The sequence below is a fragment of the Lysinibacillus boronitolerans JCM 21713 = 10a = NBRC 103108 genome, from assembly GCF_000772935.1.
In the GTDB taxonomy this organism is placed as follows: domain Bacteria; phylum Bacillota; class Bacilli; order Bacillales_A; family Planococcaceae; genus Lysinibacillus; species Lysinibacillus boronitolerans.
In genome coordinates, this window is sequence record NZ_JPVR01000078.1 from 137133 (window position 1) to 160397 (window position 23265).

Genomic DNA, 23265 nt, shown 5'->3' on the forward strand with positions numbered 1-23265 from the left:
TTCATCTATAGATGAAACACCTTTCTAGTAGTTATTGAGCTAATCGTTGGATAAAGGCTTCTAATTGAACTAATGTGACATTGTCGTTTACACCGAAAGTGCCGTCACCTTTACCTACAGTCACTTTATTCGAAGCAAGGATCGCTACATAATTATTTGCCCAATGCGAGCCTGGAACATCAATGAATTGTTCAGCTGTACCTTGCTGAGTTAAATGAAATGCTTCCACTAAAACTTTAGATAGTTGCCCACGTGTCATCGGAGAACCAGGATTGAATTTCCCATTATCATCACCCGTAAAAACACCAATTTTTTTAAGTGCTTCTGCAGCACCTGCATATTTAGACGATGGCTTAATATCTGGGAAACTTGAATTCGTATTACTCGTATCTAAATGTAATTTATTAGCTAATCGAAGAGCTACCTCTCCACGTGATGCATAAATGCTAAAGTCAATTTCTGCATCTTTTACCTCTCCATAATCAGAGAAGCTGGCAATACGTTTTGCCCCTACATAACGTGAACCCCAATAGTAAGGGTCATTGACTGAATCTACCTTAACACCAGAACTAGTAGTAGCTGAGATGAAACTGTTGTCACCTATGTATATACCAACGTGTGAAACACCGTTACCAGAAGTATTAAAAAATACGAGATCACCTGTTTTTAAATTGTCTTTTGAGATCGAAGTACCTTGCTGGTATTGAGCTTTAGATGTACGCTCTAATGAAATGCCTAGCTTAGAGTAGACTAATTGTGTATATGCTGAGCAATCAATACCTGTTTTAATATCCGTTCCTCCATATTTATAGGGAGCTCCAATATATGCTTTTGCTGTATTTGTTATATCTGCTATTGTTGCCGCTTTCGCATCATGAATACCCATACCTGTAAAGAACATAAACGATGCGAAAATGGGTAGTAACCATTTTTTCTTCAATTCATTCTTACTCCTTTCAAAAAGCTTTCGCCTTTTTGAACTAAAGTAAGAATAGCATGAAATAGGGTAGAGTTATTTTTCAATAATATTACCGATTACCCCTCAACACCAAAATTGAAACCTTAATTTTAATTGTGTAAAACTTTTGCAATAATAATGGGCAATTTTACTAAAAATATATGAAATTAATGGGTTTATAGGGACATAAGTGTTAATTTAAACGTTTTATCCAATTAACAAACTGTTATTTTAATAGTGGCTTTCCAAAATAACGGTTTTTTAATCATTATTTATTTTTAAGTGATTCTCTCGTTATGTCACTAAGGATAGAGGAGATTTTAATAAATTTTTCAAAATCGTCTGTAGAAAATTCATCTAGTCGATTTAATATTTTGGCATATTCCATTTTATCTAGCGCTTTATGGTATTCATATACTTGCTGACCTTTTTCGGTTAATTCGATAATGACCTCTCGATTATTGGCCGGGTTTTTATATTTTAACACTAAGCCTTTCTTCACCAGCTTATCGACCATTTGTGAGATAGCACCTTTAGTTTTATCCGTCAGCTGAGTAAGCTCTGATGTATTCGTTTTTATTTTGTCCCCAATTAAATTAATCGTATGCGCTTCTACCATATACAGCTCATCATCTGTACCGTATTTCCTTGGTATACTTTCATAGATACTTGTTATACGAGATACTTCGTAAATCGATTCCATCAACTCAAAAAAAACTTCATCTCTAGTCATTTATTTCACCTTTATACATTTTTTATTAGTTTCCATTATTATACCATATTGCATTCCACAAACTCTTCACAACCAGTGAGAAAGTTGAAAGTAGATGTTTAAAAATTCTGAATTTTACGTTGACGATGAATAGTTTAGGTGCTAAACTATTTTTTACAAACGTCTTGAAAGCGTTTTAATCAGAAGAGGGGAGTACTTAAAATGAAATATAATTTTGATGAAATCATAAACCGTAGGAAAACTTATTCCTTAAAATGGGACGGTGGTGATTTAATAAAAGAAATTGGTTATACAACGAGATATGATGAAGAGACATTGCCCTTGTTTACAGCTGATATGGATTTGCCAGTACCACAGCCATTGATTGATGCTTTGCATAGGACAGTGGAGCATCGAATTTTTGGTTACTCAGTGTGTCCTCCAGCTTATTTCCAAGCGATTCAACATTGGTTTAAGACAAGACATGATTGGGCGATTAGTGCAGAGGAAATCGTGTATTGTCCAGGAACGGTTTATGCTTTAAATATTGCAGTTAGAGCTTTCACTGAACAAGGAGATGGCATCATTATACAACGGCCTGTTTATCCACCTTTTACAGCCGCGATAGAGGGAAACGGAAGAAAAGTAATCAATAATGCCCTTCAATGTGATACGAATGGCTATTATTCAATCGATTTTGATGATTTTGAAGAGAAAGCAAAAGATGGAAGCACGAAAATGTTCATACTTTGTCATCCACATAATCCAACAGGAAGAATTTTTACGAAAGATGAACTGCAAAAGCTAGCAGATATTTGTGTTGAAAATGATGTATTAATCATTGCGGATGAAATTCATGGGGATTTGATAAGACGTGGCCAAACATTTATCCCAATTGCCAAAGCTGTGGATGAAGTTAGTCATATTATTACATGTACAGCTATTAACAAAACCTTTAATGTAGCAGGATTGCATTGTACTAATTTAATCATTCCTAACTTGAGGTTAAGAGAAAAATTTACTGAGACGATGGGCATGCAACTACCATCCCCATTTACCATCGCTGCGCTAATTGCTGCCTACAACGAAGGGGAAGATTGGCTAGAGCAGCTGAAGGACTATATCGATGATACGATGGAATGGGTGAAAGTCTTTATCGAACAACGTTTACCTCTTGTAAAAGTAACTATTCCCGAAGGAACATATGTGATGTGGCTAGACTTTAGTGGCTATGGACTATTACCAGAAGAAGTTCATTATCGTATCTATAATAAAGCGAATGTTCTTTTAGAGGATGGCCATCTGTTTGGGGAGGAAGGTTTGCACTATCAAAGAATCTGCATCTCATCACCAAGGCCCATCATCAAGGAAGCACTTGAAAGAATAGTAGGCGCTTTTGAAGATATTCACACTGCTGCAGTATAAGGAAATCATTTTAAATATTTGATAAAGAGAACGTCGTCTACTCCAAAATAACAGAATATTCAATCAATTAAATTTAGTCACTCATAATGCATTTTAACCTTATTTAACCAGGAGGTAATATATGATTGATAAGAATGAAAAACCAACCCTTGAACATGAAAGCTTAAGTCGTAGTTTAAAGAATCGTCATATTCAAATGATAGCAATCGGCGGAGCAATCGGTGTCGGTCTCTTCTATGGTGCTACAGGAGCAATTCAATCAGCTGGACCATCGATTATATTTGCTTATTTAGCCGTTGGAATAGTAATTTATTTTATTATGAGAGCACTAGGCGAAATGACGGTTGAGGAGCCCATATCAGGCTCATATGTGACATATGCTAGTCGATACATTTCTCCTTTTACGGGCTACTACCTTGGATGGACAGCCTTATTAACAATGGCGGCCGGCAGTGCGGCTGAATATGCAGCTATCGGACATTACATTCAGTTTTGGGTGCCTGATTTCCCAGTTTGGGTTTCTGCATTCTTTGTACTTTGTTTAGTCATTCTTATTAATACTTTATCTGTTAAAGCATATGGTGAAATCGAATTTTGGCTGTCACTCATAAAAGTTATCGCAATTATTGGCATGATTATCCTCGGTGGAGCTATGCTGTTGTTTGGTATAGGAAATGGGGGACAACCTGTAGGATTCGATAACCTAACAAATAATGGAGGGCTATTTCCACTAGGGGTGAAAGGCTGGATTTTGTCCTTGGTTTTAGTAGCTTTTGCCTTTGGTGGGGTTGAAATTGTTGGTGTAGCTGCTGCTGAAGCTGGGAACGTGAAAAAAACCATCCCGCAGGCGATTAATGGTGTCTTTTGGAGAATTCTCATTTTTTATGTTGGCGCTATTACAATTATGGTTTCTCTCTTTGATTGGAGTGGAATTGGTGAGCACGGAAGTCCATTTGTCACAGTCTTCGAAAAAATAGGGATTCCTGGAGCCGCCTCAGTTATCAATTTAGTGATCATTGCAGCAGCGATTTCTGCGCTCAATAGTGGTATTTATTCTGCTACCCGTGTACTGTACAGCTTATCCTTACAAGGGAAGGCTCCTTCAATTATTAGTAAATTAAACAAAAATAAAGTGCCTTTTATCAGTCTACTGATAGTTATTGCGACCCAGCTGTTCGGTGTTTTAATGAACTATATTATGCCAGCTTCCGCTTTTGAAATTTTTTCCACAATTGTTGTAGTTGGATTAATTTCTAATTGGTTGTCCATATTATTTAGTCAATTGAAATTTAGAAAAGCTAAAATAAACAGTGGGGAAGTGGGGAATCTCTCATATAAAATGCCGTTTTGGCCATATTCTAGCTATTTTGCCATTGCATTTATGCTGTCTATAATCGTCATTATGGCTTTTATGCCCTATACAAGAGTTGCCCTTTATGTAGCTCCAGTATGGATATGTATATTGTTTATTTCCTATAAAATCAGTAGTATAAAAATAAAAGAACCGGAGAATGTTCAAGAGAAGTTAGTACCCTAGCACTTCAAAAACATTGATTGTCAGATAGAACAAAACCATTAAGGAAAATTGCTCGCCTTAATGGTTTTTTATGTATTTTTGAGCAATGGATACGTTAAACTATAATAGAAATAAATAGGTCCAACAGGAGATATTAATCGAATTAATATTAAACGAGAAGGAGGTATTCCATTGCAGCAGATTTTTAACGCATTAATAAAACAGGACATCAAGCCATTTCTAATCAAGCGAGGCTACAAAAAGAAAGGATTGAATTTCTATCGAACAACCGAAAACCTTATCTATCTGATCAATTTCCAAAAATCTTCTGGTAATACAGTCGATACGATGATGTTTTATGTGAACTGTGGGATATATGCAGCAGAGCTAGCACAGCTACAATCAAGAGAAATGGTGACAGCACCCAAAGAAGCAGCATGTCACTTTCGAGCAAGGATTAGCTCCATTGTCGAAGACGCACCTGATCGATTTTCCATCACAGCCACTACAAATTTGGACGAATTAACAAACATACTGCTGCTGGGGTTTGAGGAGGTTCATAGTTTCTATGAAACGATGACAAGTGCAAGATCCATTGTTGATTATTATATTGCAGGGCCATTTTTGCACTTGGGCGAAGAAAGTTTTCATTTTTTATTACAAGCCAATGATGTAACAACAGCAAAGCTCTATTATAATGCATTGCAGAAGAAGTATGGAACCGAACAGAGGTGGTCCATTTTTCAAAATAAATACCAAGCCATTTTCAATCAATACGGTGTGGAACTTGAGGAAGATTAGGCATCACAAAACCAGAATTTATTGTTGAGCGAGTAACTAGTTTTATAAGTTAGGATTTATTCAATATATTATCTAGTATTCTTCCAGTTATCGGCATAAAAAAATGGAGGATATAGCCACCGAAGCAAACGGTTAATAATGTACCGACACCGATTGGACCATTAAAAAAGATAGCCAACATGAAAAATAAAAGATAAATAAGAGTTCTTGAGAAAAAAATCGTTTTTCTAGTTAATTCTTTGATAATTAAAGTAAGTCGATCTACAGGAATTGGTGCAAAATTTGTATGTAAATAAGTCGCCGTTCCTAACCCAACTATAACTAAACCAGTAGTAAAACAGACCGCTTGGCTAAACAAAATATCTGGGGATACTACATCGTGTAATAAAAATAACCACATATCAATCCCTATGCCCGTGATCAATGCGGTGATCAACCCTAAAATTTCAGGCTTTTTTCTAGCTAATAGGGAATTACTACCTATTAATAGGAGTGCTAAGATGATTTCCCAACTACCGACCGTTAGCCCCACATTTTTAGATAAGCCTACTAGAAGCGCATCGAAAGGTGAGGTGCCGAGTTTAGATTGAATTGTGAGCGAAATACCTAGCGTTAAAATTAAAATGCCCACTACATAAAAGATATATTTCAACTAAAAGACCTCCTCCTGATATTTTTATTGCAAATACAACAAAATTGCGATAAATTGACTATATACTCTTTTTATTGCATTTGCAATATAAATTCTAGAAAGAGTTACGAAAAGGAGTGGAATCAATGTCTGTTAAATTAAAGAAGTGTGAGCACGCAGATTTAAAACAGCTTCAAGCAATAAGTATTGAAACATTCAATGATACATTTAAAGATCAGAACTCCCCCGAAAACATGAAGGCTTATTTAGAGCGTGCCTTTCAGGAGCAGCAGCTAGAGAAGGAATTAGCCAATTTGGATTCAGCATTCTATTTTATCTATTATGAGGAAGAAATAGCTGGCTATTTAAAAGTAAATGTCAATGAAGCACAATCCGAACGAATGGGAGATGATTCATTAGAGGTGGAGAGAATTTATGTTCGACATCAATATCAAGGAAAAGGGCTTGGCAAATACCTTATGAATAAAGCAATAGAGGAGGCTGTGGCTCAAAACAAAAAAAGCATTTGGTTAGGGGTTTGGGAGAAAAATGACAGTGCCATCGGTTTTTATCAGAAAATAGGCTTTGTCCAAACCGGCGCCCACTCATTTTATATGGGTGACGAAGAACAAATTGATCTTATCATGACGAAAACACTTGCCTAAATTTTATGGGCAGAAACGTTGATTCTCAACATTTCTGCCTGCTGTTTTAATTGCTTCTATTTTTCTTCATGGCCTCAGCCACCGCATCAGCATGGGGATTTTCCTCTTTATAAAGTTCCTTTATAATATTTGCGTAATCACTAGCATTCCGATTTTGACTTAATTTATAGGCTGCCTGCACTTCTTCCACCTTTATTTTAAACCCCTTTATTCCTTTCATTTCTTGCTGCAAAAGCTCAGGAGATAGTTTATCCCATAAAACAGGATTTTCACGGAATGACTCATATTTTTCAAGTAAGCTAGTCAAATCTTGTTCTAAAGCTATTCCTTCAATCAGACTGGCCTTTCCATATATATGGACAGCTTGATAATTCCAGGTTGGCACATTTTCTTGCTCATACCAAGAGGAAGAGATATAAGCATGTGGACCATTAAATATCACGAGAATGTCTTGTACTTCCTCAAAGGTCTTCCATAAAGGGTTACCATAGGCTAAGTGACCAGTCAGATAATAGTCACCTTCGATTTTTTTCAGCAACACGGGTATATGGGCTGCAATAGGCTTACCTTTTCGAATTGAAACGATTGTTGCAAAGGAATTATGTTGAATAAATTCTTTGATTTCTTCTAAATCCGATACTTTGTAATACTTAGGAACATACATGGAAATCTCTCCTTATACATAAAATCATCGCAAGTTTTTCGAATAAACAAATAATTGTGTAGGCACGTCTTTACATTTTCTACTCAACAATGTAAATTTTATTATAATCAATCACTGGCACCTCTTTAAAGTGCCAATAAAGCTATTTCTAAAGGAGCCAAGAATATGCTCGAAATAACCCCACATCTGAATAATGAGGAACCACTTTACCTTCAATTATATAACTATATAAAAGCCGAAATCCAAAATGGAAAGATAAGAGCTCAAAGCAAATTGCCGTCTCAACGTAGTCTAGCTAAACATTTACAAATTAGTCGCAACACGGTAGATGCAGCTTATCAGCAGCTCCTTGCAGAGGGCTATGTGGTTAGTAGAGAAAGAAAGGGACTATTTGTAGTTGATCTTGAAAAAGGTTATTTTCAAGGGGACCCTCAGCATTTTAAGCCACAATTAGCGACTCAGCAGAAACAAGACCGACCAGCAATTAAGTACGATTTTAATTATGGGGATATTAATTTAAAAGAGTTTCCCTTTAAAATATGGCGTAAATTATCGATGCAGAGCCTTGATGAAGAACAGGCTCAACTCCTTTTATATGGAGATCCACAGGGAGAGCTGGAATTAAGAAATTATATGGCAAGCTATCTTTATGAGGCTAGAGGGGTGCAATGTCGTGCAGAGCAAATTGTTATTGGGGCAGGCTTGCAGTTTCTGCTAGGTATCGTATGTAACCTAATTGGACGAAATGAGCTTTTTGCTATGGAAGATCCAGGTTATTATCGCGTTCGTTACCTGTTTAAAGATAATGGTATAAAGGTGAAACCAATCGCTCTTGATGAGCATGGTATTCATATCGATCAATTAAGAAAAAATAACATTAAGGCCGTTTATGTCACACCCTCCCATCAATTTCCACTTGGAACGGTTATGCCGATCTCAAGAAGATTAGCATTACTAGAGTGGGCAAGGGAAGAAGATGCCTATATCATCGAGGATGATTATGATGGGGAATTTCGATATGCTGGAAAACCGATTCCTGCTCTACAGGGATTAGATTCGAGTGATCGCGTCATCTATATGGGCACCTTTTCAAAATCTTTGATTCCATCCATTAAGCTAAGCTATATGATATTACCAAGAAAATTAATGGATTTATTTCATCAGAACAATTACTATGTTCAAACTGTGTCCAGACTCCACCAGCATACGTTACAGCTATTTATAGAGAGTGGGTATTGGGAGAGACACTTGAATAAAACAAGGAATAGTTATAAGCGAAGATATGAGGCTTTAGTAAAGTCCATTCATCAAACTTTCGGGGAAAATGGGAAAATATATGGGGCCAGCAGTGGCTTACATATTTTACTTGAACCAAATAATAAGATGACTGAAGAGGAATTGATTAATACAGCAAAGATGGCCGGCGTTAAGGTCTACCCAACATCCATTTTTTATGCAAATCCCTCGTTCGTACAGCCCGCTAAGGTATTATTGGGGTTTGCTAATCTGGCGGAAGATGAGATAGCCATGGGCATTAAGCTATTAAACCATGCTTGGTTTAATAGCTCTACTATGACGTGAATCTCTTTCAAAGTTCTATTTCCACATTTCTTGTATATACATAATAGAGATAAGTGGGAGGGGGATTTTCATGCAATTTTATTATGGCAATCAAATGCCATTACGTGTATTAGATGAAGCTGAATTTTGGAAGCACCAAGAAGAAGAGCATACAGTAGTAATAAGAGAGCTTGTTAAAGATTTGGAGCAGTCATATGTCGATGCGTTAAAGGAATGGGAAAAGGCTTTCGCTCAAACACATCAGCAAGTTGTAAGATATATAGAAACCGTCAATCGTTCACAGGGACAAGTTTCACCAGCTTTATTTCAGGATATTTTACAGCTGACTTCCTTCTGTCTTCAACAGAGTGATCAATTTATCCAGTTTTGCCGAACGCTTATGCAAGAAAGTCAACCGATAAGCGCCAATCCGACAGCTAAAGTTGTATTAAATCATATCATTGTAGAATCCGAATATTTTATCGGAATCGCTCAAACCATTTTGTATCAACAGAAATACTAGATCTTAGCGTCTAGAAAATGGAGTTTGGAAATAGGACACTTGCCATACTCCATTTTTTGACCGCTATTACCATCACAATATTAACTATTCGGAATTTTCTCTTTATACTTAAAGGAAAGGAGACTTAAAGAATAATTCTTCAGTGTATCTGTGTTAACAAAATCATTTAGAATACTTTCAATTGAACTACAATGTTGATTGATTAAATTAATTTCTTCTATATAATTTGAATCAATCAAAACTTCTTTTAATGTTTTAAACACTACTTTCTGCTCGTTAAATAAATAAACCAGTTCAAACTTAGTGTTCAATATCAGAGTGGTAATCTCAGGGAAAACAATTCGATCCTTTAGTACTTCAAGAATAGAATCCACGGACTTTACTCCTTCAATAGCTTGTAAAGATGAAAAAACACCATTTAGTAACTCTTCAAAATCAACCTTCATCAAAATCCTCCATCAATCAAAATCCTTTCTGATCATAACATTTTTTTAGAAAAATTTTAATGATTAATATTTTCCTTCAATAATGTGGAAGGTCTTTTTATTACTAATAAAGATTTCTAGAATTATTTTAAAATTAGTTTTTTCAAAATAATAATAACTAAATGTTCTAAAAGGTTTTTTATAAAAAAAGGCGTTATTATTCTTTATTTAGATTTTGTTCAATCCTTATTATGCTACGATCTCAAAGGAGGTTGCTTGAAAAAACGTGAACAATATATTTTTAGGATTTGGTAATATTTTTCTCCCATAACCAGCCAAAAATTATAAAGAAAGATATTTTGCCCGGAAAAATCGTAATATGCTCCCCACTAGGTACAGATGAGATATAATCTAAGGGGAGTTTTCTATGAGGCGAAGCAAGTATCCAATCCAGCTAAAAAAACAGATCCTCGACTTGATTGTTTTCATTCAATCATCAAACTTTGAACTATAGTTATTCATCATTTTCGATAGGATGGGGATCAAATATAAACGCCAACTAGAAAATATATTTTATACTGTAAATAGCATGTAGAGAGGGAGTTAATATATGAACGAAGAACAATTATTTAAGCAAATGAAAATGTGGCGTAATTGGACTGTTGAATTTCTACGTACAATCCCTGAGAATATTGTTGATCAGATACCTATTGGACATAAAAACACTATTCGTTGGAATGCTGGTCATCTATTAGTTGGTTGGGATCATACCGTTTTTCCAGCTGTTACACAAGAAAGGCATTTGCCCCTATCCTATCATGTCATGTTTCCTAGTGGCAGTAATCCGGATAACTGGACTGAGCAACCGCCAACAATGGATCAAATCATTAAGCTCCTAGAGGAACAACCTATACTTATTGAACAAGCTTGTGCGGGACATTTACATGAACCGCTAAAAGAGCCTTTTTTAGGTATGAAAACATTGGGGGATATGGTTGTCTTTCATATGAACCATGAAAGTCTACACATGGGCATTATAAAAAGTATGATGCAAATACTCTTAAAGAATGAAGCCTAACTGATGGAATCAGTTGGCTTCATTTTTTCTATATATACCAAGGCAACAGATCCTCCATTTTCCTACCTGGCTTACTTGCTTTATCTGTTACGATCCATGTGCCGTCTTTCTTTTGCAGTTGATAGCTTACATTTGTACCATCCGCCCTTTTAAAGAGCATATAGCCTGTATCACCCTTGATATAGGTGACAGGGTCTATGACATTTTTGTATGGTATCTTTCGCTCAGGAAATAAAATGGTGGTCACTATTTCCTCTGCAATCGTAGCAAGGGGTTTCATATCATGATTTATTTCAGCTTGATATTGCAATTGATCGTATCGGTAGGAAGTATACGATGATAAGTCCAGCTTAAAACTCTGCTGTATATCTAACAGTGTTGCCTTATAAAATGCGTCTATTGCTTTTTCTACATCATCCGCCTCATGTATATAGCGAATTGTGCTGACCCCACTTGGACTGATTTCAAATGTAATGATTTCCTTACTAAAAGGCGGGGAATGTGCATGCTCAAAGGTGGTAACTTCCACGCTAACTTTAAAGCTAAACTGACTTTCTTTGACAATCTTTAAAATTTTCACATCATACAAGCCATACTGCTTAGGATATCCGTAGTAATGATCAATTTCCTTTTCGATAAATGGATTAAGGATTGTAATGAATGTGTCCCTGATTAGTTGATCATCAGTTTGTTCACTTTGCGCATAAATCTTACACGGCAGAATCAATATAGTTAAGATAGCCATTAAAACATAAGCAAATTTTTTCATGGAATCGTGACCTTTCTGCAGGATGATACTTTATAGGGTGCACCAATCACAGCAAATTATCGAGCATGTTTAAAGAAAGGAGTTGAACAATGGGAAAAATAATAATGCCTTTTTTATGTATGCTTTTGTTATTTCCAACAGCTACTTCGGGATCAGAACCTGAAGGCTTAATATGTCCAAATCCAGATGTATTGATGAAAACAACGGAGAAAGACAAAGGTGAGCTTATTCAAGCATTAGCTGACATTATTCCAAAAGTATACGGCTCAAGCCCTGATTATCAGGAGTGGCAAATTGAGGTCATAAAGCCCATGCCAATATTAACTGGCATGGAGGAAAATTACTATAAAATGGCGATAAACTTTTGTGGAAAAAATGTGGCGAATCACTCCTGGTTTGTTCGATTAAGGTTCCCAAGATTACTGCCAGCGCAAAGTGCATCACTGGGTGAGCTATATATCGTGAAAGAGACAAATAATAAATGGGTCCCTTGGTTTCAATATCATTAAAAAAGAAGAATCCATAAAATGGATTCTTCTCTTTACAACATCGCTATCGTTTTGGTAGCCACAGTTTGTTGAAATGCCTGATCGTGCTCAACTATCACCATTGTGAGATGTGTGCTTTTTATGAGCTCTTCAATCTGCATGCGTGAATAGATATCAATAAAATTGAGTGGTTCATCCCAAATATATAAATGTGCTTTCTCACACAAGCTTTTAGCAATGAGCAGCTTTTTCTTTTGCCCACCAGAATAATGAGAGATATCCTTCTCAAATTGAATTCGCTCAAAATCCATTTTACGCAGGATTGATTTAAATAACGTCTCATCAATACCATGCTCTTCAATAAATTCCGAAAGCAATCCCTTTAAATGGGATGTATCCTGTTGAACATAGGAAATGACTAGACCAGAAGCTAACTTTATGGAGCCTGTATGTTGGATGGGCTTCCCGAGAATAAGTTTTAAAATACTACTTTTTCCGCTTCCATTTTTGCCATCTAAAACAATGCGATCACCTTGTTCCACGTTGAAGCTAATAGGCCTATTCACGATATGGTCAGCATACTGAATCGATAAATCCGTTACAGCAACCATTTCTTTAGATGAACATGCCAATGGCTCTACTTTCAATGACTCCGTTTTTTCAACATTTTTTAGCAGCTTTGATTTTTCCTCAATAGCTCTTTGTTGTCTGGATTCCAGATTCTTTGCTCGTTTCATCATCTTGGCTGCTTTATGCCCAACAAAGCCTTTATCCAGCTTGGAACCTGAATTGGTTGTCCCATTTTTAGAGGATTCCACTTGATTAGACCAACCTGCCGAACGCTTTGAGGATTGTTTTAAGCGGTCGATATCTTTTTGCAGTCGCTGATTGGTTACTTCTTCGTGTTCCTGCTGTCGATCAAAATTTAACTTCCAAGAAGAATAGTTTCCACTTTGAACGTCAATATTGGCTCTATTGATCGATAGAATATGGTCAACACAGCCATCTAAAAAGCTTCTGTCATGTGAAATTAATATAAATCCTTTTTTCCTGCGAAGATAATCTGAGACAGTCTTTCGTGCATCCGTGTCTAGATGATTAGTTGGTTCATCAATTAATAAAAATTGACCCTCTGTCAAAAATAGTGCAGCAAGCAGCACCTTTGTTTGCTCGCCATTGGATAAGGTTTTAAAAGGACGATACATAACCTCCGCATCAACATGTAGGTAAGCTATTTCACGTAGACATTCCCAATCCTCTGCCTGAGGACAAATCTCTTCAAATATTTCGTGGGTATATTTATTTGGATCTGAAACTGGATAGGGGAAATAAGTGAAGTCTACCGAAGAGATGATTTTTCCGCTATACTCATAATTTCCTAATAACAACTGAAAGAATGTTGTTTTACCTCGTCCGTTTCTACCGATAAATCCAAGTTTCCAATCCGTATCGATTTGAAAGCTGACATTCTCAAAAATATTGTCAAAGCTGCTTGGATAAGAAAAAGTTAGGTTTTGTACTTGTATCATGGACATGATAATTCCTCCTTTGTATTGCAACAGTTTTACTTTTCATACAAAGTCGGTCTATCCATCTATGTTTTATTTCTCCTTATAAGCAGATGGATATTAACGACTTATACGGAGTGTTACATGCGTCACAATAGTTTCTGAATCGCTCATATTTTTCCTCTCCTTTATGAGTAAATGAAAGGTACAACATCAACTATGAAAGCAAGAAAAAATCCCTCCAATTGTGCATTGGAAGGATTAGTCTTTCACTACATAAATTCGATTTGCCATTTGTATCATGACAAATAAAATGCAAACTGATTGTTAAAAATGGATAGACTAACCCTATATTTTGTGTTTGAAATCATTCAATTCAAATAAAAATATAGTTTAGTTCTTCATTGTCCATTCATCAGTCCTCTCATAATTGTCTTTTTATAGTAACAAATTTTTTTACAGAATACAATGTAACCTTATTTTCATCTAACTGATGTCGCTAGCTACAAGTAGAAATAGAAAACACTACATAGAGTACTGTGTAATGATGCTTAAAACAAGCAATACAGCAATGATTAATTAACATTTTTAATTAAATAATTAATTTTATTTATTTTTTAATTAAAATAATTAATTTTTGTTATTTACATCTTTAATTTCTTTGTTGTATAATCAACTTAACTTAAAGGAAGGAGTTCACTATGGCTTATCAAGTAATCACAAATTGCCCTGTTTGCAGTAAAACATTGAAAATTACCAAGTTACAGTGTTCTCATTGTCACACGACTATTGAAAATGAGTTTGAATTGTCGAAGCTAGCTTCTTTATCAAAGGATCAGCTTCAGTTTGTGGAAGTATTTTTAACCTGTCGAGGGAATATTAAAGAGGTTGAAAAGGAACTGGGAGTTTCGTATCCCACAGTCCGTGGCAAGCTAAACGATATTATTTCATCCCTTGGCTATGCTGAAAAGAAGAAAAATGTAGTAGACGAGAAAAAAATTGTAAGCATGCTAGAAAATGGCGAAATCACAACAGATGAAGCCATAAAGCTCTTAAAAGACGAATAGGGAGGAACGGATCATGAAAGAGGAAATTACAAAAGTGTTAACTATGATTCAAGAGGGAAAAATTGATGCGGATAAAGGATCAGAACTGATTCAAGTGCTACAACAGAAAGAAGAATCAGAGAATAAATTTGTGGAAAAAACAAAGTATTTAGATAAAACGTTAAAGGTCCGTGTAGTATCCACTGAAAATGATAATGTCACGGTAAATTTGCCAATTAAACTTGTCAAAGCCGTACTCATGGCAGGACACAGCATCGCTGCGAGTATTCCACAATCCGAAAAATACGTAAAAGATATCGACATCAACCTTCTTCTTGAAGCGATTGAAAATGAATTAGATGGACAAATTGTAGATATAAAATCAGCAAACGGGGATTCCGTTGCAGTCTTCATTGAGTAGAGGCGACGAATGATGCATGTAAAAGTGAAAGCAAAAGACGTTCGCTTAACCGTCCCAGTTCCCTATACTGTGATAACTATTGTCCTCTCCATTTTAACTTCTAAATGGATTCAGCAGCAAGCCAATAAGTGGACAAAGGCATACTTCGATCGAAAGAAAATAGATTTTACCTTTCCGCTCATCGACAAAGAAATGCTAAAGCCGATTATCAAGGAACTAAAAAATTATAAAGGACTCGTGCTAGTCGATGTCAAAGCTCAGGACGGAACTGAGGTTAAGGTTAGACTATAATACCCAAGATAGAGTGAGTAGAGCATGTTATGATAAAAGCATGCTCTTTATTATTTTAATGCGTGCCATGTGAAATATGGAAGAAATGAAATAATTTCAGGACTTACGAGAGAGGCTACTATTTTAATAGAAAAACACTCATCGTTTAAAATAGATTTCGATTTGGGTATAAGTAATTAGTGATACTCTATTTCGTACTACATAATTAAAAATACTGAATAATCCAAAAATAAAGAAGTTTAGAATCTTGATTTACTTTTCATTTGAAGGATGGTACACTTAAAACTATTGAACAACAACTATATATTGTGTTCGTTTTACAAAGGTACTACTATATGTAGTTTAAAAGGGAAGTTCGGTACAATTCCGACGCTGTCCCCGCAACTGTGAAGCTGACGATGATTACAACCACTGTGCATTCGCATGGGAAGGGAATCAGAGAATGAAGCAAAGCCAGGAGACCTGCCTTTCTAAAACAAATTAATCATTTCTTCGGGGATTAAGAGATGGGAACGTCAGTATTTTTGGTATGTTAACGTTTCCATTTAGCCTATCTCTCTAGAGGAGATAGGCTTTTTTATTTTATGAAAAGAGGGATTTCTATGAAACTTTATACGAAAACAATTTGTCCAAAATGCCTATGGGTAAAATCTGAACTACAACGTGCAGGACTTGAAGCTGAAATTGTTAACATTGATCACGATGAACAAGCAAAGCAAACGATTATTAATGCAGGGTTTTTAAGTGTGCCTGTTTTAGAGATGAATGGAACTTTTATAGGAGATGTTCAGGAAATTGTTTCTCAAATTGAGTTGATTGCCCTATGATCGTATTCGCTAGTCGTACTGGCAATGTGCGCAATGTTGTATCCAAATTAAAGGCAGAATGTATCGAGCTCTCGGAGGAATTGCGATTGAACAAGCCCTATCTTTTAATTACCTACACAGATGGTTTAGGTGACATTCCAGCAAAGGTACAACGTTTTTTAGAAAAAAACAGGGATTTTTGTAAAGGAGTAGTTGCAAGTGGGAATAGTAACTTCGGCCATCATGTATTTGGCGCTGCTGGTGAGAAAATCGCTGCTACGTATCATGTACCCCTAGTAAGGAAATTAGATTTACGAGGTAATCAAACGGATTACGAAGCAATACAAACGTTTTATGAAACGAGGGTAATGGGATGAAAACCTATTTAAAGCTTAATAATGACGTACTGAATCGTTATAGTACAACTGGATTACTTGAGTTAGAAAAGGACCGCGAAGCTACGCGCCGCTACTTTTTAGAGTATGTTAACGTACGTTTGCGTTATTTTATAGATATTGAGGAAAAAATCCGCTATTTAGTTGATGAGGGCTACTATGAGAAAGCATTTATCGACATGTACGAGATGGAATTTATAAAGAAGTTGTACAAAAAAGCCTATGATTATAATTTCCGCTTTCCATCCTTTATGAGCGCAAGTAAATTTTATGATAGCTATGCTATGAAAAGTCGTGATGGGGAAGAGATCTTAGAAAAGTATGAGGATCGTATAGTCATTATCGCTTTGTATTTGGCTCAAGGAAACACAGCTCTAGCAGAACGCTCTGTCGAAGCGATGATGGAAGCCTATCAGCCTGCAACACCAACTGCTTTAAATAGTGGCAAGAAAGCACGTGGTGAATTAGTTAGCTGCTTTAAATTATCAATGGATGACTCCATGAATAGTATTGCTGAAAATATTGGCTATTGTTTAGAGCTATCACGCCTTGGTGGTGGGGTTGGGGTCAACCTAACAGATTTACGCCCTTTAGGTGATCCAATTAAAGAGATATTAAATCGTGCAAGTGGTGTCATCCCAGTAGCAAAGCTGTTAGAAAATTCTTTCAGTTATTCGAATCAGCTAGGGCAACGAAATGGCTCAGGTGTTGTCTATCTAAATATTTTCCATGCAGACATAGAAAATTTCATTTCATCAAAAAAACCAAATGCGGATGATAAAATTCGTCTTGCTACACTTTCAACAGGAATTATTATACCAAGTATTTTCTTCGAACTGATGAAACGTGATAAGGATATTGTTTTGTTTAGCCCATACGATATTTTTAAAGAATATGGCAAACGGATGTCTGAGATTTCCATTTCAGACATGTACTACGAGCTACTTGATAACCCTAAAATTCGTAAAATTAAACGTTTAAATGCACGTAAGCTTTACACAGAGGTGAAAAAAGCACAATTTGAATCAGGCTATCCGTTTGAAATCTTTGATGATAATGTCAATAAGGTACATCCTTTAAAAAATATTGGACGTGTCAAAATGTCCAATTTATGTACAGAAATCTTGCAGGTGCAAGAGACAAGTATTATTACGGACCAGGATCAACCAAACGACTATGGATTAGATGTATCGTGTAATTTAGGTTCCATCGATATCCATGCAGCAAGTAAAGTGAAGGATTTCGGCGCATTAGTCGATACAGCGATGCACCTATTAACAAATGTATCGCAAATGACACACATTAAGAATGTACCGTCTGTTGCAAAAGCCAACCAATTAATGCATTCTGTAGGGCTTGGCTGTATGAACCTTCATGGGCATCTCGTGACGGAGGGCATCCTGTACGGCTCAAAAGATTCGATTAATTTCATGGATCACTTTATGGAAGCGATGAACTATTATTCACTGAAATCTTCGATGGAAATGGCGAAAGAAAAAGCTGCAACCTTCTACCGATTTGAGGACAGTGATTATGCATCAGGTAGCTATTTTGACCAATATATCAATAAAATTTACGAAGAACTATCACCTGTTGTATTGAAGGCGCTTGGCAATATACCAATCATTACGAACAAGATGTGGGAAACGTTAAAGCAGGATGTAATGCAATACGGTCTATTCCATTCCTATCGTTTGGCTATTGCCCCAACTGGCAGTATTTCATATATTCGTAGCTGTACGGCTTCAATCGCACCATGTACAGAGCGCGTAGAGGTTCGTGATTATGCTGATAGTAGAACCATTTATCCAATGCCTCATTTAACAAATGACAACAGCCATTTATATGTGGAGGCATATGATGTGAATCCGTATGATTTAATTGATTTATATGCAGCTTCTCAAAAGCACGTTGACCAAGGTATTTCCATGACGCTTTATGTAACGGACAATTGGACAACCGAACAATTGGCTAAAGTATACATTTATGCGTGGATCAAGGGCATTAAGTCTGTTTACTATGTTCGTCAACGTTTACAAAGCTTAGAGGAGTGTGTAGCATGTCAAATATAATTTATGAGGCAGTCAATTGGAATAAGGCAACAAGTGAGCTTGCCCAAATATTTTGGGATCAGCAATGGAAGCAAATTTGGTTTCCAGAAGAAATTGCGGTTAGTAAAGATATTAAACAATGGAAAAGCTTTGAGCATCAGGACACATATAAAAAAGTATTTGCAGGATTAACCTTACTGGATACTGTACAAACAAATATCGGAATGAATCGTGTTGCTGCTTATACAGACGATTTACAGGAAAAGGCTGTCCTAACCGTTTTTGATGCATTCGAGGCGATACATGCCAAGTCCTATTCTTATATTTTCACAACGCTTTGTACAAACGAAGAAATCGACGAGCTATTTGAATGGGTCAAGAAAAATGAATTTCTACAGTATAAGGCCAATAAAATAGCAGACATTTATAATAGTATTGAAGAAGGCAATCCAGAGAGCTTATGGAAAGCGATGTTCTCATCCGTTATGCTTGAATCTTTCCTGTTTTATTCTGGCTTTTTCTATCCACTCTACTTAGGAGGACAAGGCTTCCTACGAAATAGTGCAGAAATTATTTCACTCATCTTGCGCGATGAATCTATCCATGGGGTAGCAGTTGGATTTTTTGCTCAAAATCTATTCAAGCAATTTTCAAAGGAAAAGCAAGAAGAGCTACATTTATGGGGCTATGAACTATTATTAGATTTATATCAAAATGAAATGAAGTATACAGATGATATTTATGCGGAAACAGGATTATCACCTGAAGTGCGCGCATATGTACGTTATAATGCAAATAAAGCTTTAATGAATGTCGGCTTTGAAGCCATGTTTCCAGAAGAGGAAGTCAATCCAATTGTGATGAATGGGATTCGTAATGAAGGCTCCACATATGATTTCTTTTCACAAAAGGGTGCTACCTATGCCAAGGCAAAAGTTGCGCCGATCACAGATGACACATTCAATTTTAATCGTTAAGGATGAAGAACAATGAATCTAGAAGTAAAAATTAAAAAAATTCACGCTGATGCCATGCTACCGATACAAGCCAACCCTGGTGATGCAGGCATGGATATCTATTCCATAGAAGCAGTAGAAATCCCAGCAGGCGTAGCCAAACTCATTAAGACAGGTATACAGATTGAATTACCTAAGGGAACGGAAGCCCAAATTCGACCAAGAAGTGGATTAGCATTAAAGCATAGTGTAACTGTACTGAATAGCCCAGGCACTATAGATGAAGGCTATAGAGGCGAAATCGGTGTTATTTTAATCAACCATGGTCAAGAACCATTTATCGTAGAAAAATCAATGCGCATTGCTCAAATGGTTATTCAATTTGTTCCTTCTGTTCAATTAGTGGAAGTAGATGAATTATCTCAAACGGTCCGTGGAGAATCTGGATTTGGTGCAAGTGGTACGAAATAGCGTGCCTGTCTACAAACCTCATAAAGTTTACAAAAAATCCTGCGAAGATGCAGGATTTTTTTGTTTTCACCATTTAGCTTACTTAAGAAGGAAATGATTACCTTCATCTAGAATGAAGTAATGACAGCGAATTAAAGGAGCAAATAATCATGAAAAAAATATGTTCAGGTATTTTCCTTATGTTGATAGTCATTCTTACATCTCTCACAACTGCAGCAGCTGCTAGTAGTCAACTAAAAGTGGACGGTATGACAGTACAAACGGATGTGAAGCCCGAAATAAAAAACAATCGAACAATGGTACCCTTACGCGTGATTAGTGAAAATTTAGGGGCTAAGGTGCATTGGTCGGATGGCCAAGTGACACTGACGAAAAGTGAGATGAAAGTCAGTTTAAAGTTGAACAGTAGTAAAGCCGCAATAAATGGAAAAACGGTTTTATTGGATGCGAAGCCATACCTAAAGAATGGACGCACCATTGTGCCATTACGTTTTCTAGCAGAAACCCTTGGCTGTAAAGTGCATTACGATCATTTAACAATCTCAATCGATACAGAGCCATTGATGATTAAGGGTGTGGAGGTGAAAGCATTACTTCATGAATACCACATGACAATGGGGGGAGTAGTCGAGCAAATCAATGGCAATGCCTATATGGAAGAAATGCACCGTATATTTACTAAAAATATGGGCAAGAAGATAAAACAGCCTAACGATTACACATGGTCTGTCCATAGCACCGTAATTGGGGGCTATTATAAAATGGGCCAATATGATTTCCTGAACAAGGAAGGTAGTAGTATAGCACGTTATGATCTCTATTCGTTGGTGCAATCTTCAGATAAACCTTTGACTGGACAGCCAGACGTGTTGATTTATGACGCAGCTGTTGACCAATGGTATGAGTTTAACAAAACTGCCAGTGACTCTATTTATTCGTTAATGGAAACTGCCACGAGAAATGGCTTTGTGACAGTTATTAGTAATACAGTTCCTTGATTATGAATCCATTAAAAACGCAATAGAAGAGCACATCTATGAATAAGATGTGCTCTTCTTATTTTAGTGAGGATAAAAAATGCTAATCATTTTTATTTAGAAAAGTACTAGGCATTACTACAAGAACTACTGTTCCACGAGCACAAAGCGTATCCTGCGCGTAAACTTCAGTTTCTACTTTCCATTTCTTCGGATGAATTTCTTCAACAGTGCCAATTGCCTTTAAGGGAACATCTTGGGGTGTTGGCTTGAGGAAATCTACATTAAGGTTAGCCGTTACAAATCGAGGTGGCTCCGCTCCATCACCAATTTCATGTCCATTTTTACGATGCAAGGCAAGCGCTGCCGACCCTGTTCCATGGCAATCAATTAATGAAGCAATTAAACCACCATAGATAAATCCTGGAATACCCATATATTTTGATTCAGGTGTATAGATTGTAATCGTCTTATCACCATGCCACCCCGTGCGAAGATGATGGCCATCATCATTCAAACGGCCACACCCATAACACCAAGCGATATCATCTGGATAAATATCTTGAATTGCTTTTTCTACTTTTAATTCTTCCATTCTTCTCTCCCCAATACTCTAGTATTATATGTTACTAATTAAACGTTAATCATTTAAGTATAATTAATCATTTCCATTCCATCAATAAAAATCTAAATATTCCATCTATTTAAACTATGTAAGAAAGCACGACCATAAAGTTGGACAAGTTTTATTAATGACAGATGGGGAGGGCTGGTATCAGGAAGAAGGAAAAGCTGCATAGCTTGTAAAACGTTGGCATGGTGCAACAAAGGAAAGATGGTATACTAAGGTCGTTACGTTTTTCTTTTACCGTGCTGAAGAAGGAATTAAAGGAGTCAAAAGGTATGTCATTAGAAAATATAATCGATTGTATTTGCAAGGAAGCAACTAATAAAGACAGTAAAAAATTAGAAGAATTACTAGAGCAATTGTATGATTATGAAAGTGCTAAAATACTCGATATTTATCCTTATCAGATAAAAAGTAATAAAAAATATAGTCAAGTAGAAGTATTCTTCGATAAATTGGAGATGGTCGATTTCCAAGAAAAAACGCAGGATTATCATTCTTATCAGAAAAGCCTAGAAAAATTCGAGAGATTTTTTGAATTGATGTGGTTAAAATCATCTGAATTTTATTACATACCAGAACCTTTATATAAGGATCAATTGTATTATAAAGTCTACGAGAATGAGTGGAATAAAATTATACCTAAAGATCTTACAGAAGGCATTTTATTAAAAATTGATGAGTACACAATATTAATTTCACTAATAAAATTAGCTGTTTCGGACCATCTCCATCTACATATCATTTTACCTGAGGAGAATATGGTATTTAGTGGGAATGAATTAGCCTTTTTAATCTATAGCCAACGTAATCTTGAGCTATTTGAAAAGATAGCTAATACGGAGGGGCTCTATATCCGTTGAAAAAGTGATAGAACATTTCCAGCAACATGGAGCCAGATAAATATGAAACATACCCTAAAAAATAGCAACAATCTATGTTGCGTACAGATCGTTGCTACTATTATTTAAAAATCATTTATTTTGCTCTCGATAATTAATGGCCTCTTTAAATTCATCGGTAGCTAGGATATTGTAAAACATATTTCTACTGTTTACGTTTGCTATTGTCCCAGTGTTTGTATTATCAATCCATAGATAGTATTCATCATCGTTTAGTTTGATCTTATACTGCGGAGCAATTTCGTTATCAACCTCACCGAATTCTCTAGCTTTTTTAAATGTTTTTTCTATAATTTTAACATCTTCCGCATTAGAGATTTGTTGTAAAGTATCGGGTTGTACTTCATCGAAATTAATTAATTCTTGAATTTCTATCACCTTCGATGCTTCTTTCTGATCGTTACAAGCAACTAGCGCTAAAGAACAAATCATTAACAACAAAATTGTCTTTATTTTCACCTTGATCTTCACCCCTCTTTATTCATTCTAGTATATTCCCTTATGAACACATCTTCAAACCGCAAACCCTCAAAATATTTACATATTCTAACAGTCTAAAAAAGGTTTAACCATAGAATAAAAACTTATCTGAGATATT

General features: G+C 36.0%; 27 protein-coding genes and 1 riboswitch. Of the genes, 18 read left to right on the forward strand and 9 right to left on the reverse strand.

The features are described from left to right. Nucleotides 1-31 precede the first annotated feature (31 nt). The gene (locus tag CD31_RS16150; protein ID WP_036079104.1) at nt 32-940 is read right to left on the reverse strand and encodes a C40 family peptidase; all 909 of its coding nucleotides are present in this window, start codon (nt 938-940) and stop codon (nt 32-34) included. Nucleotides 941-1226: 286 nt separating this feature from the next. After that, nucleotides 1227-1691 carry a MarR family winged helix-turn-helix transcriptional regulator gene (locus tag CD31_RS16155; protein WP_036079108.1) on the reverse strand — a complete coding sequence of 155 codons (465 nt, stop codon included), beginning with the start codon at nt 1689-1691 and terminating at the stop codon, nt 1227-1229. Nucleotides 1692-1892: 201 nt separating this feature from the next. On the opposite strand from CD31_RS16155, the gene CD31_RS16160 reads away from it, so the two are divergent. The 3 genes from CD31_RS16160 to CD31_RS16170 all read left to right on the forward strand — a co-directional run bounded on the left by CD31_RS16160 (nt 1893) and on the right by CD31_RS16170 (nt 5412). Beyond that, complete coding sequence (locus CD31_RS16160) at nt 1893-3095, forward strand: MalY/PatB family protein (protein WP_036079111.1); 1203 nt, start codon at nt 1893-1895, stop codon at nt 3093-3095. Between the two features lie 121 nt (nt 3096-3216). Continuing rightward, complete coding sequence (locus tag CD31_RS16165; protein WP_036079114.1) at nt 3217-4632, forward strand: amino acid permease; 1416 nt, start codon at nt 3217-3219, stop codon at nt 4630-4632. Between the two features lie 171 nt (nt 4633-4803). Then, the gene (locus CD31_RS16170) at nt 4804-5412 is read left to right on the forward strand and encodes a DUF4304 domain-containing protein (RefSeq protein WP_036079116.1); all 609 of its coding nucleotides are present in this window, start codon (nt 4804-4806) and stop codon (nt 5410-5412) included. A gap of 49 nt (nt 5413-5461) precedes the next feature. On the opposite strand, the gene CD31_RS16175 is transcribed toward CD31_RS16170, so the two are convergent. After that, nucleotides 5462-6064 carry a YczE/YyaS/YitT family protein gene (locus CD31_RS16175; RefSeq protein ID WP_016991721.1) on the reverse strand — a complete coding sequence of 201 codons (603 nt, stop codon included), beginning with the start codon at nt 6062-6064 and terminating at the stop codon, nt 5462-5464. 125 nt (nt 6065-6189) lie between these two features. On the opposite strand from CD31_RS16175, the gene paiA reads away from it, so the two are divergent. Next, entirely contained in the window at nt 6190-6708 is a 519-nt protein-coding gene (paiA, locus tag CD31_RS16180; protein ID WP_036079118.1) for a spermidine/spermine N(1)-acetyltransferase, read from the forward strand. 46 nt (nt 6709-6754) lie between these two features. Here paiA and CD31_RS16185 read toward each other — a convergent pair whose 3' ends face one another. Continuing rightward, a complete protein-coding gene (locus CD31_RS16185; RefSeq protein WP_036079120.1) occupies nt 6755-7372 on the reverse strand; it encodes an FMN-binding negative transcriptional regulator in 618 nt (205 codons plus the stop codon). Nucleotides 7373-7537: 165 nt separating this feature from the next. Here CD31_RS16185 and pdxR point away from each other — a divergent pair, with 165 nt between their 5' ends. Both pdxR and CD31_RS16195 read left to right on the forward strand, forming a co-directional pair. Then, nucleotides 7538-8953: a MocR-like pyridoxine biosynthesis transcription factor PdxR gene (pdxR, locus tag CD31_RS16190; RefSeq protein WP_036079122.1), complete on the forward strand. Its 1416-nt coding sequence runs from the start codon at nt 7538-7540 to the stop codon at nt 8951-8953. 70 nt (nt 8954-9023) lie between these two features. Continuing rightward, nucleotides 9024-9455 carry a DUF2935 domain-containing protein gene (locus CD31_RS16195; protein WP_036079124.1) on the forward strand — a complete coding sequence of 144 codons (432 nt, stop codon included), beginning with the start codon at nt 9024-9026 and terminating at the stop codon, nt 9453-9455. A gap of 80 nt (nt 9456-9535) precedes the next feature. Here CD31_RS16195 and CD31_RS16200 read toward each other — a convergent pair whose 3' ends face one another. Next, nucleotides 9536-9901: a hypothetical protein gene (locus CD31_RS16200; protein ID WP_036079126.1), complete on the reverse strand. Its 366-nt coding sequence runs from the start codon at nt 9899-9901 to the stop codon at nt 9536-9538. Between the two features lie 589 nt (nt 9902-10490). Here CD31_RS16200 and CD31_RS16205 point away from each other — a divergent pair. Further along, nucleotides 10491-10958 carry a DinB family protein gene (locus tag CD31_RS16205; protein ID WP_036079128.1) on the forward strand — a complete coding sequence of 156 codons (468 nt, stop codon included), beginning with the start codon at nt 10491-10493 and terminating at the stop codon, nt 10956-10958. A gap of 28 nt (nt 10959-10986) precedes the next feature. Here CD31_RS16205 and CD31_RS16210 read toward each other — a convergent pair whose 3' ends face one another. Then, nucleotides 10987-11727: a DUF3888 domain-containing protein gene (locus CD31_RS16210; protein WP_036079130.1), complete on the reverse strand. Its 741-nt coding sequence runs from the start codon at nt 11725-11727 to the stop codon at nt 10987-10989. Nucleotides 11728-11816: 89 nt separating this feature from the next. On the opposite strand from CD31_RS16210, the gene CD31_RS16215 reads away from it, so the two are divergent. After that, nucleotides 11817-12236 (forward strand): hypothetical protein, encoded by a 420-nt coding sequence (locus CD31_RS16215; RefSeq protein ID WP_036079132.1) that lies wholly within the window; start codon nt 11817-11819, stop codon nt 12234-12236. 32 nt (nt 12237-12268) lie between these two features. On the opposite strand, the gene CD31_RS16220 is transcribed toward CD31_RS16215, so the two are convergent. After that, the gene (locus tag CD31_RS16220; protein WP_036079133.1) at nt 12269-13750 is read right to left on the reverse strand and encodes an Lsa family ABC-F type ribosomal protection protein; all 1482 of its coding nucleotides are present in this window, start codon (nt 13748-13750) and stop codon (nt 12269-12271) included. Between the two features lie 674 nt (nt 13751-14424). Between CD31_RS16220 and CD31_RS16225 the strand changes: the two genes are divergently transcribed. The 9 genes from CD31_RS16225 to CD31_RS16265 all read left to right on the forward strand — a co-directional run bounded on the left by CD31_RS16225 (nt 14425) and on the right by CD31_RS16265 (nt 21158). Continuing rightward, complete coding sequence (locus CD31_RS16225; protein ID WP_036079137.1) at nt 14425-14790, forward strand: DUF2089 domain-containing protein; 366 nt, start codon at nt 14425-14427, stop codon at nt 14788-14790. A gap of 13 nt (nt 14791-14803) precedes the next feature. Then, nucleotides 14804-15190: an SHOCT-like domain-containing protein gene (locus CD31_RS16230; RefSeq protein WP_016991732.1), complete on the forward strand. Its 387-nt coding sequence runs from the start codon at nt 14804-14806 to the stop codon at nt 15188-15190. Between the two features lie 9 nt (nt 15191-15199). Continuing rightward, complete coding sequence (locus CD31_RS16235) at nt 15200-15481, forward strand: hypothetical protein (protein WP_036079139.1); 282 nt, start codon at nt 15200-15202, stop codon at nt 15479-15481. Between the two features lie 306 nt (nt 15482-15787). Next, nucleotides 15788-15965: riboswitch (cobalamin riboswitch) on the forward strand. A 118-nt stretch (nt 15966-16083) separates the two neighbouring features. After that, a complete protein-coding gene (locus tag CD31_RS16240) occupies nt 16084-16308 on the forward strand; it encodes a glutaredoxin family protein (RefSeq protein WP_016991734.1) in 225 nt (74 codons plus the stop codon). Beyond that, a complete protein-coding gene (gene nrdI, locus CD31_RS16245) occupies nt 16305-16664 on the forward strand; it encodes a class Ib ribonucleoside-diphosphate reductase assembly flavoprotein NrdI (protein WP_016991735.1) in 360 nt (119 codons plus the stop codon). Before CD31_RS16240 ends, nrdI begins: the two co-directional genes overlap by 4 nt. After that, on the forward strand, nt 16661-18754 hold the full coding sequence (nrdE, locus tag CD31_RS16250; protein ID WP_036079141.1) for a class 1b ribonucleoside-diphosphate reductase subunit alpha: 2094 nt from the start codon (nt 16661-16663) through the stop codon (nt 18752-18754). The genes nrdI and nrdE overlap by 4 nt, the downstream gene beginning before the upstream one ends. After that, on the forward strand, nt 18742-19710 hold the full coding sequence (gene nrdF / locus CD31_RS16255; protein ID WP_004229921.1) for a class 1b ribonucleoside-diphosphate reductase subunit beta: 969 nt from the start codon (nt 18742-18744) through the stop codon (nt 19708-19710). The genes nrdE and nrdF overlap by 13 nt, the downstream gene beginning before the upstream one ends. Nucleotides 19711-19722: 12 nt before the next feature. Next, nucleotides 19723-20160 carry a dUTP diphosphatase gene (dut, locus tag CD31_RS16260; protein ID WP_036079144.1) on the forward strand — a complete coding sequence of 146 codons (438 nt, stop codon included), beginning with the start codon at nt 19723-19725 and terminating at the stop codon, nt 20158-20160. Between the two features lie 149 nt (nt 20161-20309). Then, nucleotides 20310-21158, forward strand: coding sequence for a stalk domain-containing protein (locus CD31_RS16265; protein WP_036079146.1), 849 nt, complete (start codon nt 20310-20312; stop codon nt 21156-21158). An 82-nt stretch (nt 21159-21240) separates the two neighbouring features. Here the strand turns inward: CD31_RS16265 and CD31_RS16270 are convergent, their stop codons facing one another. Further along, nucleotides 21241-21732 carry a PaaI family thioesterase gene (locus tag CD31_RS16270; protein WP_036079148.1) on the reverse strand — a complete coding sequence of 164 codons (492 nt, stop codon included), beginning with the start codon at nt 21730-21732 and terminating at the stop codon, nt 21241-21243. A 308-nt stretch (nt 21733-22040) separates the two neighbouring features. Here CD31_RS16270 and CD31_RS16275 point away from each other — a divergent pair, with 308 nt between their 5' ends. Next, the gene (locus tag CD31_RS16275) at nt 22041-22628 is read left to right on the forward strand and encodes a hypothetical protein (RefSeq protein WP_036079151.1); all 588 of its coding nucleotides are present in this window, start codon (nt 22041-22043) and stop codon (nt 22626-22628) included. Between the two features lie 111 nt (nt 22629-22739). Here CD31_RS16275 and CD31_RS16280 read toward each other — a convergent pair whose 3' ends face one another. Beyond that, entirely contained in the window at nt 22740-23126 is a 387-nt protein-coding gene (locus CD31_RS16280) for a hypothetical protein (RefSeq protein WP_026023331.1), read from the reverse strand. Between the last annotated feature and the right edge of the window lie 139 nt (nt 23127-23265).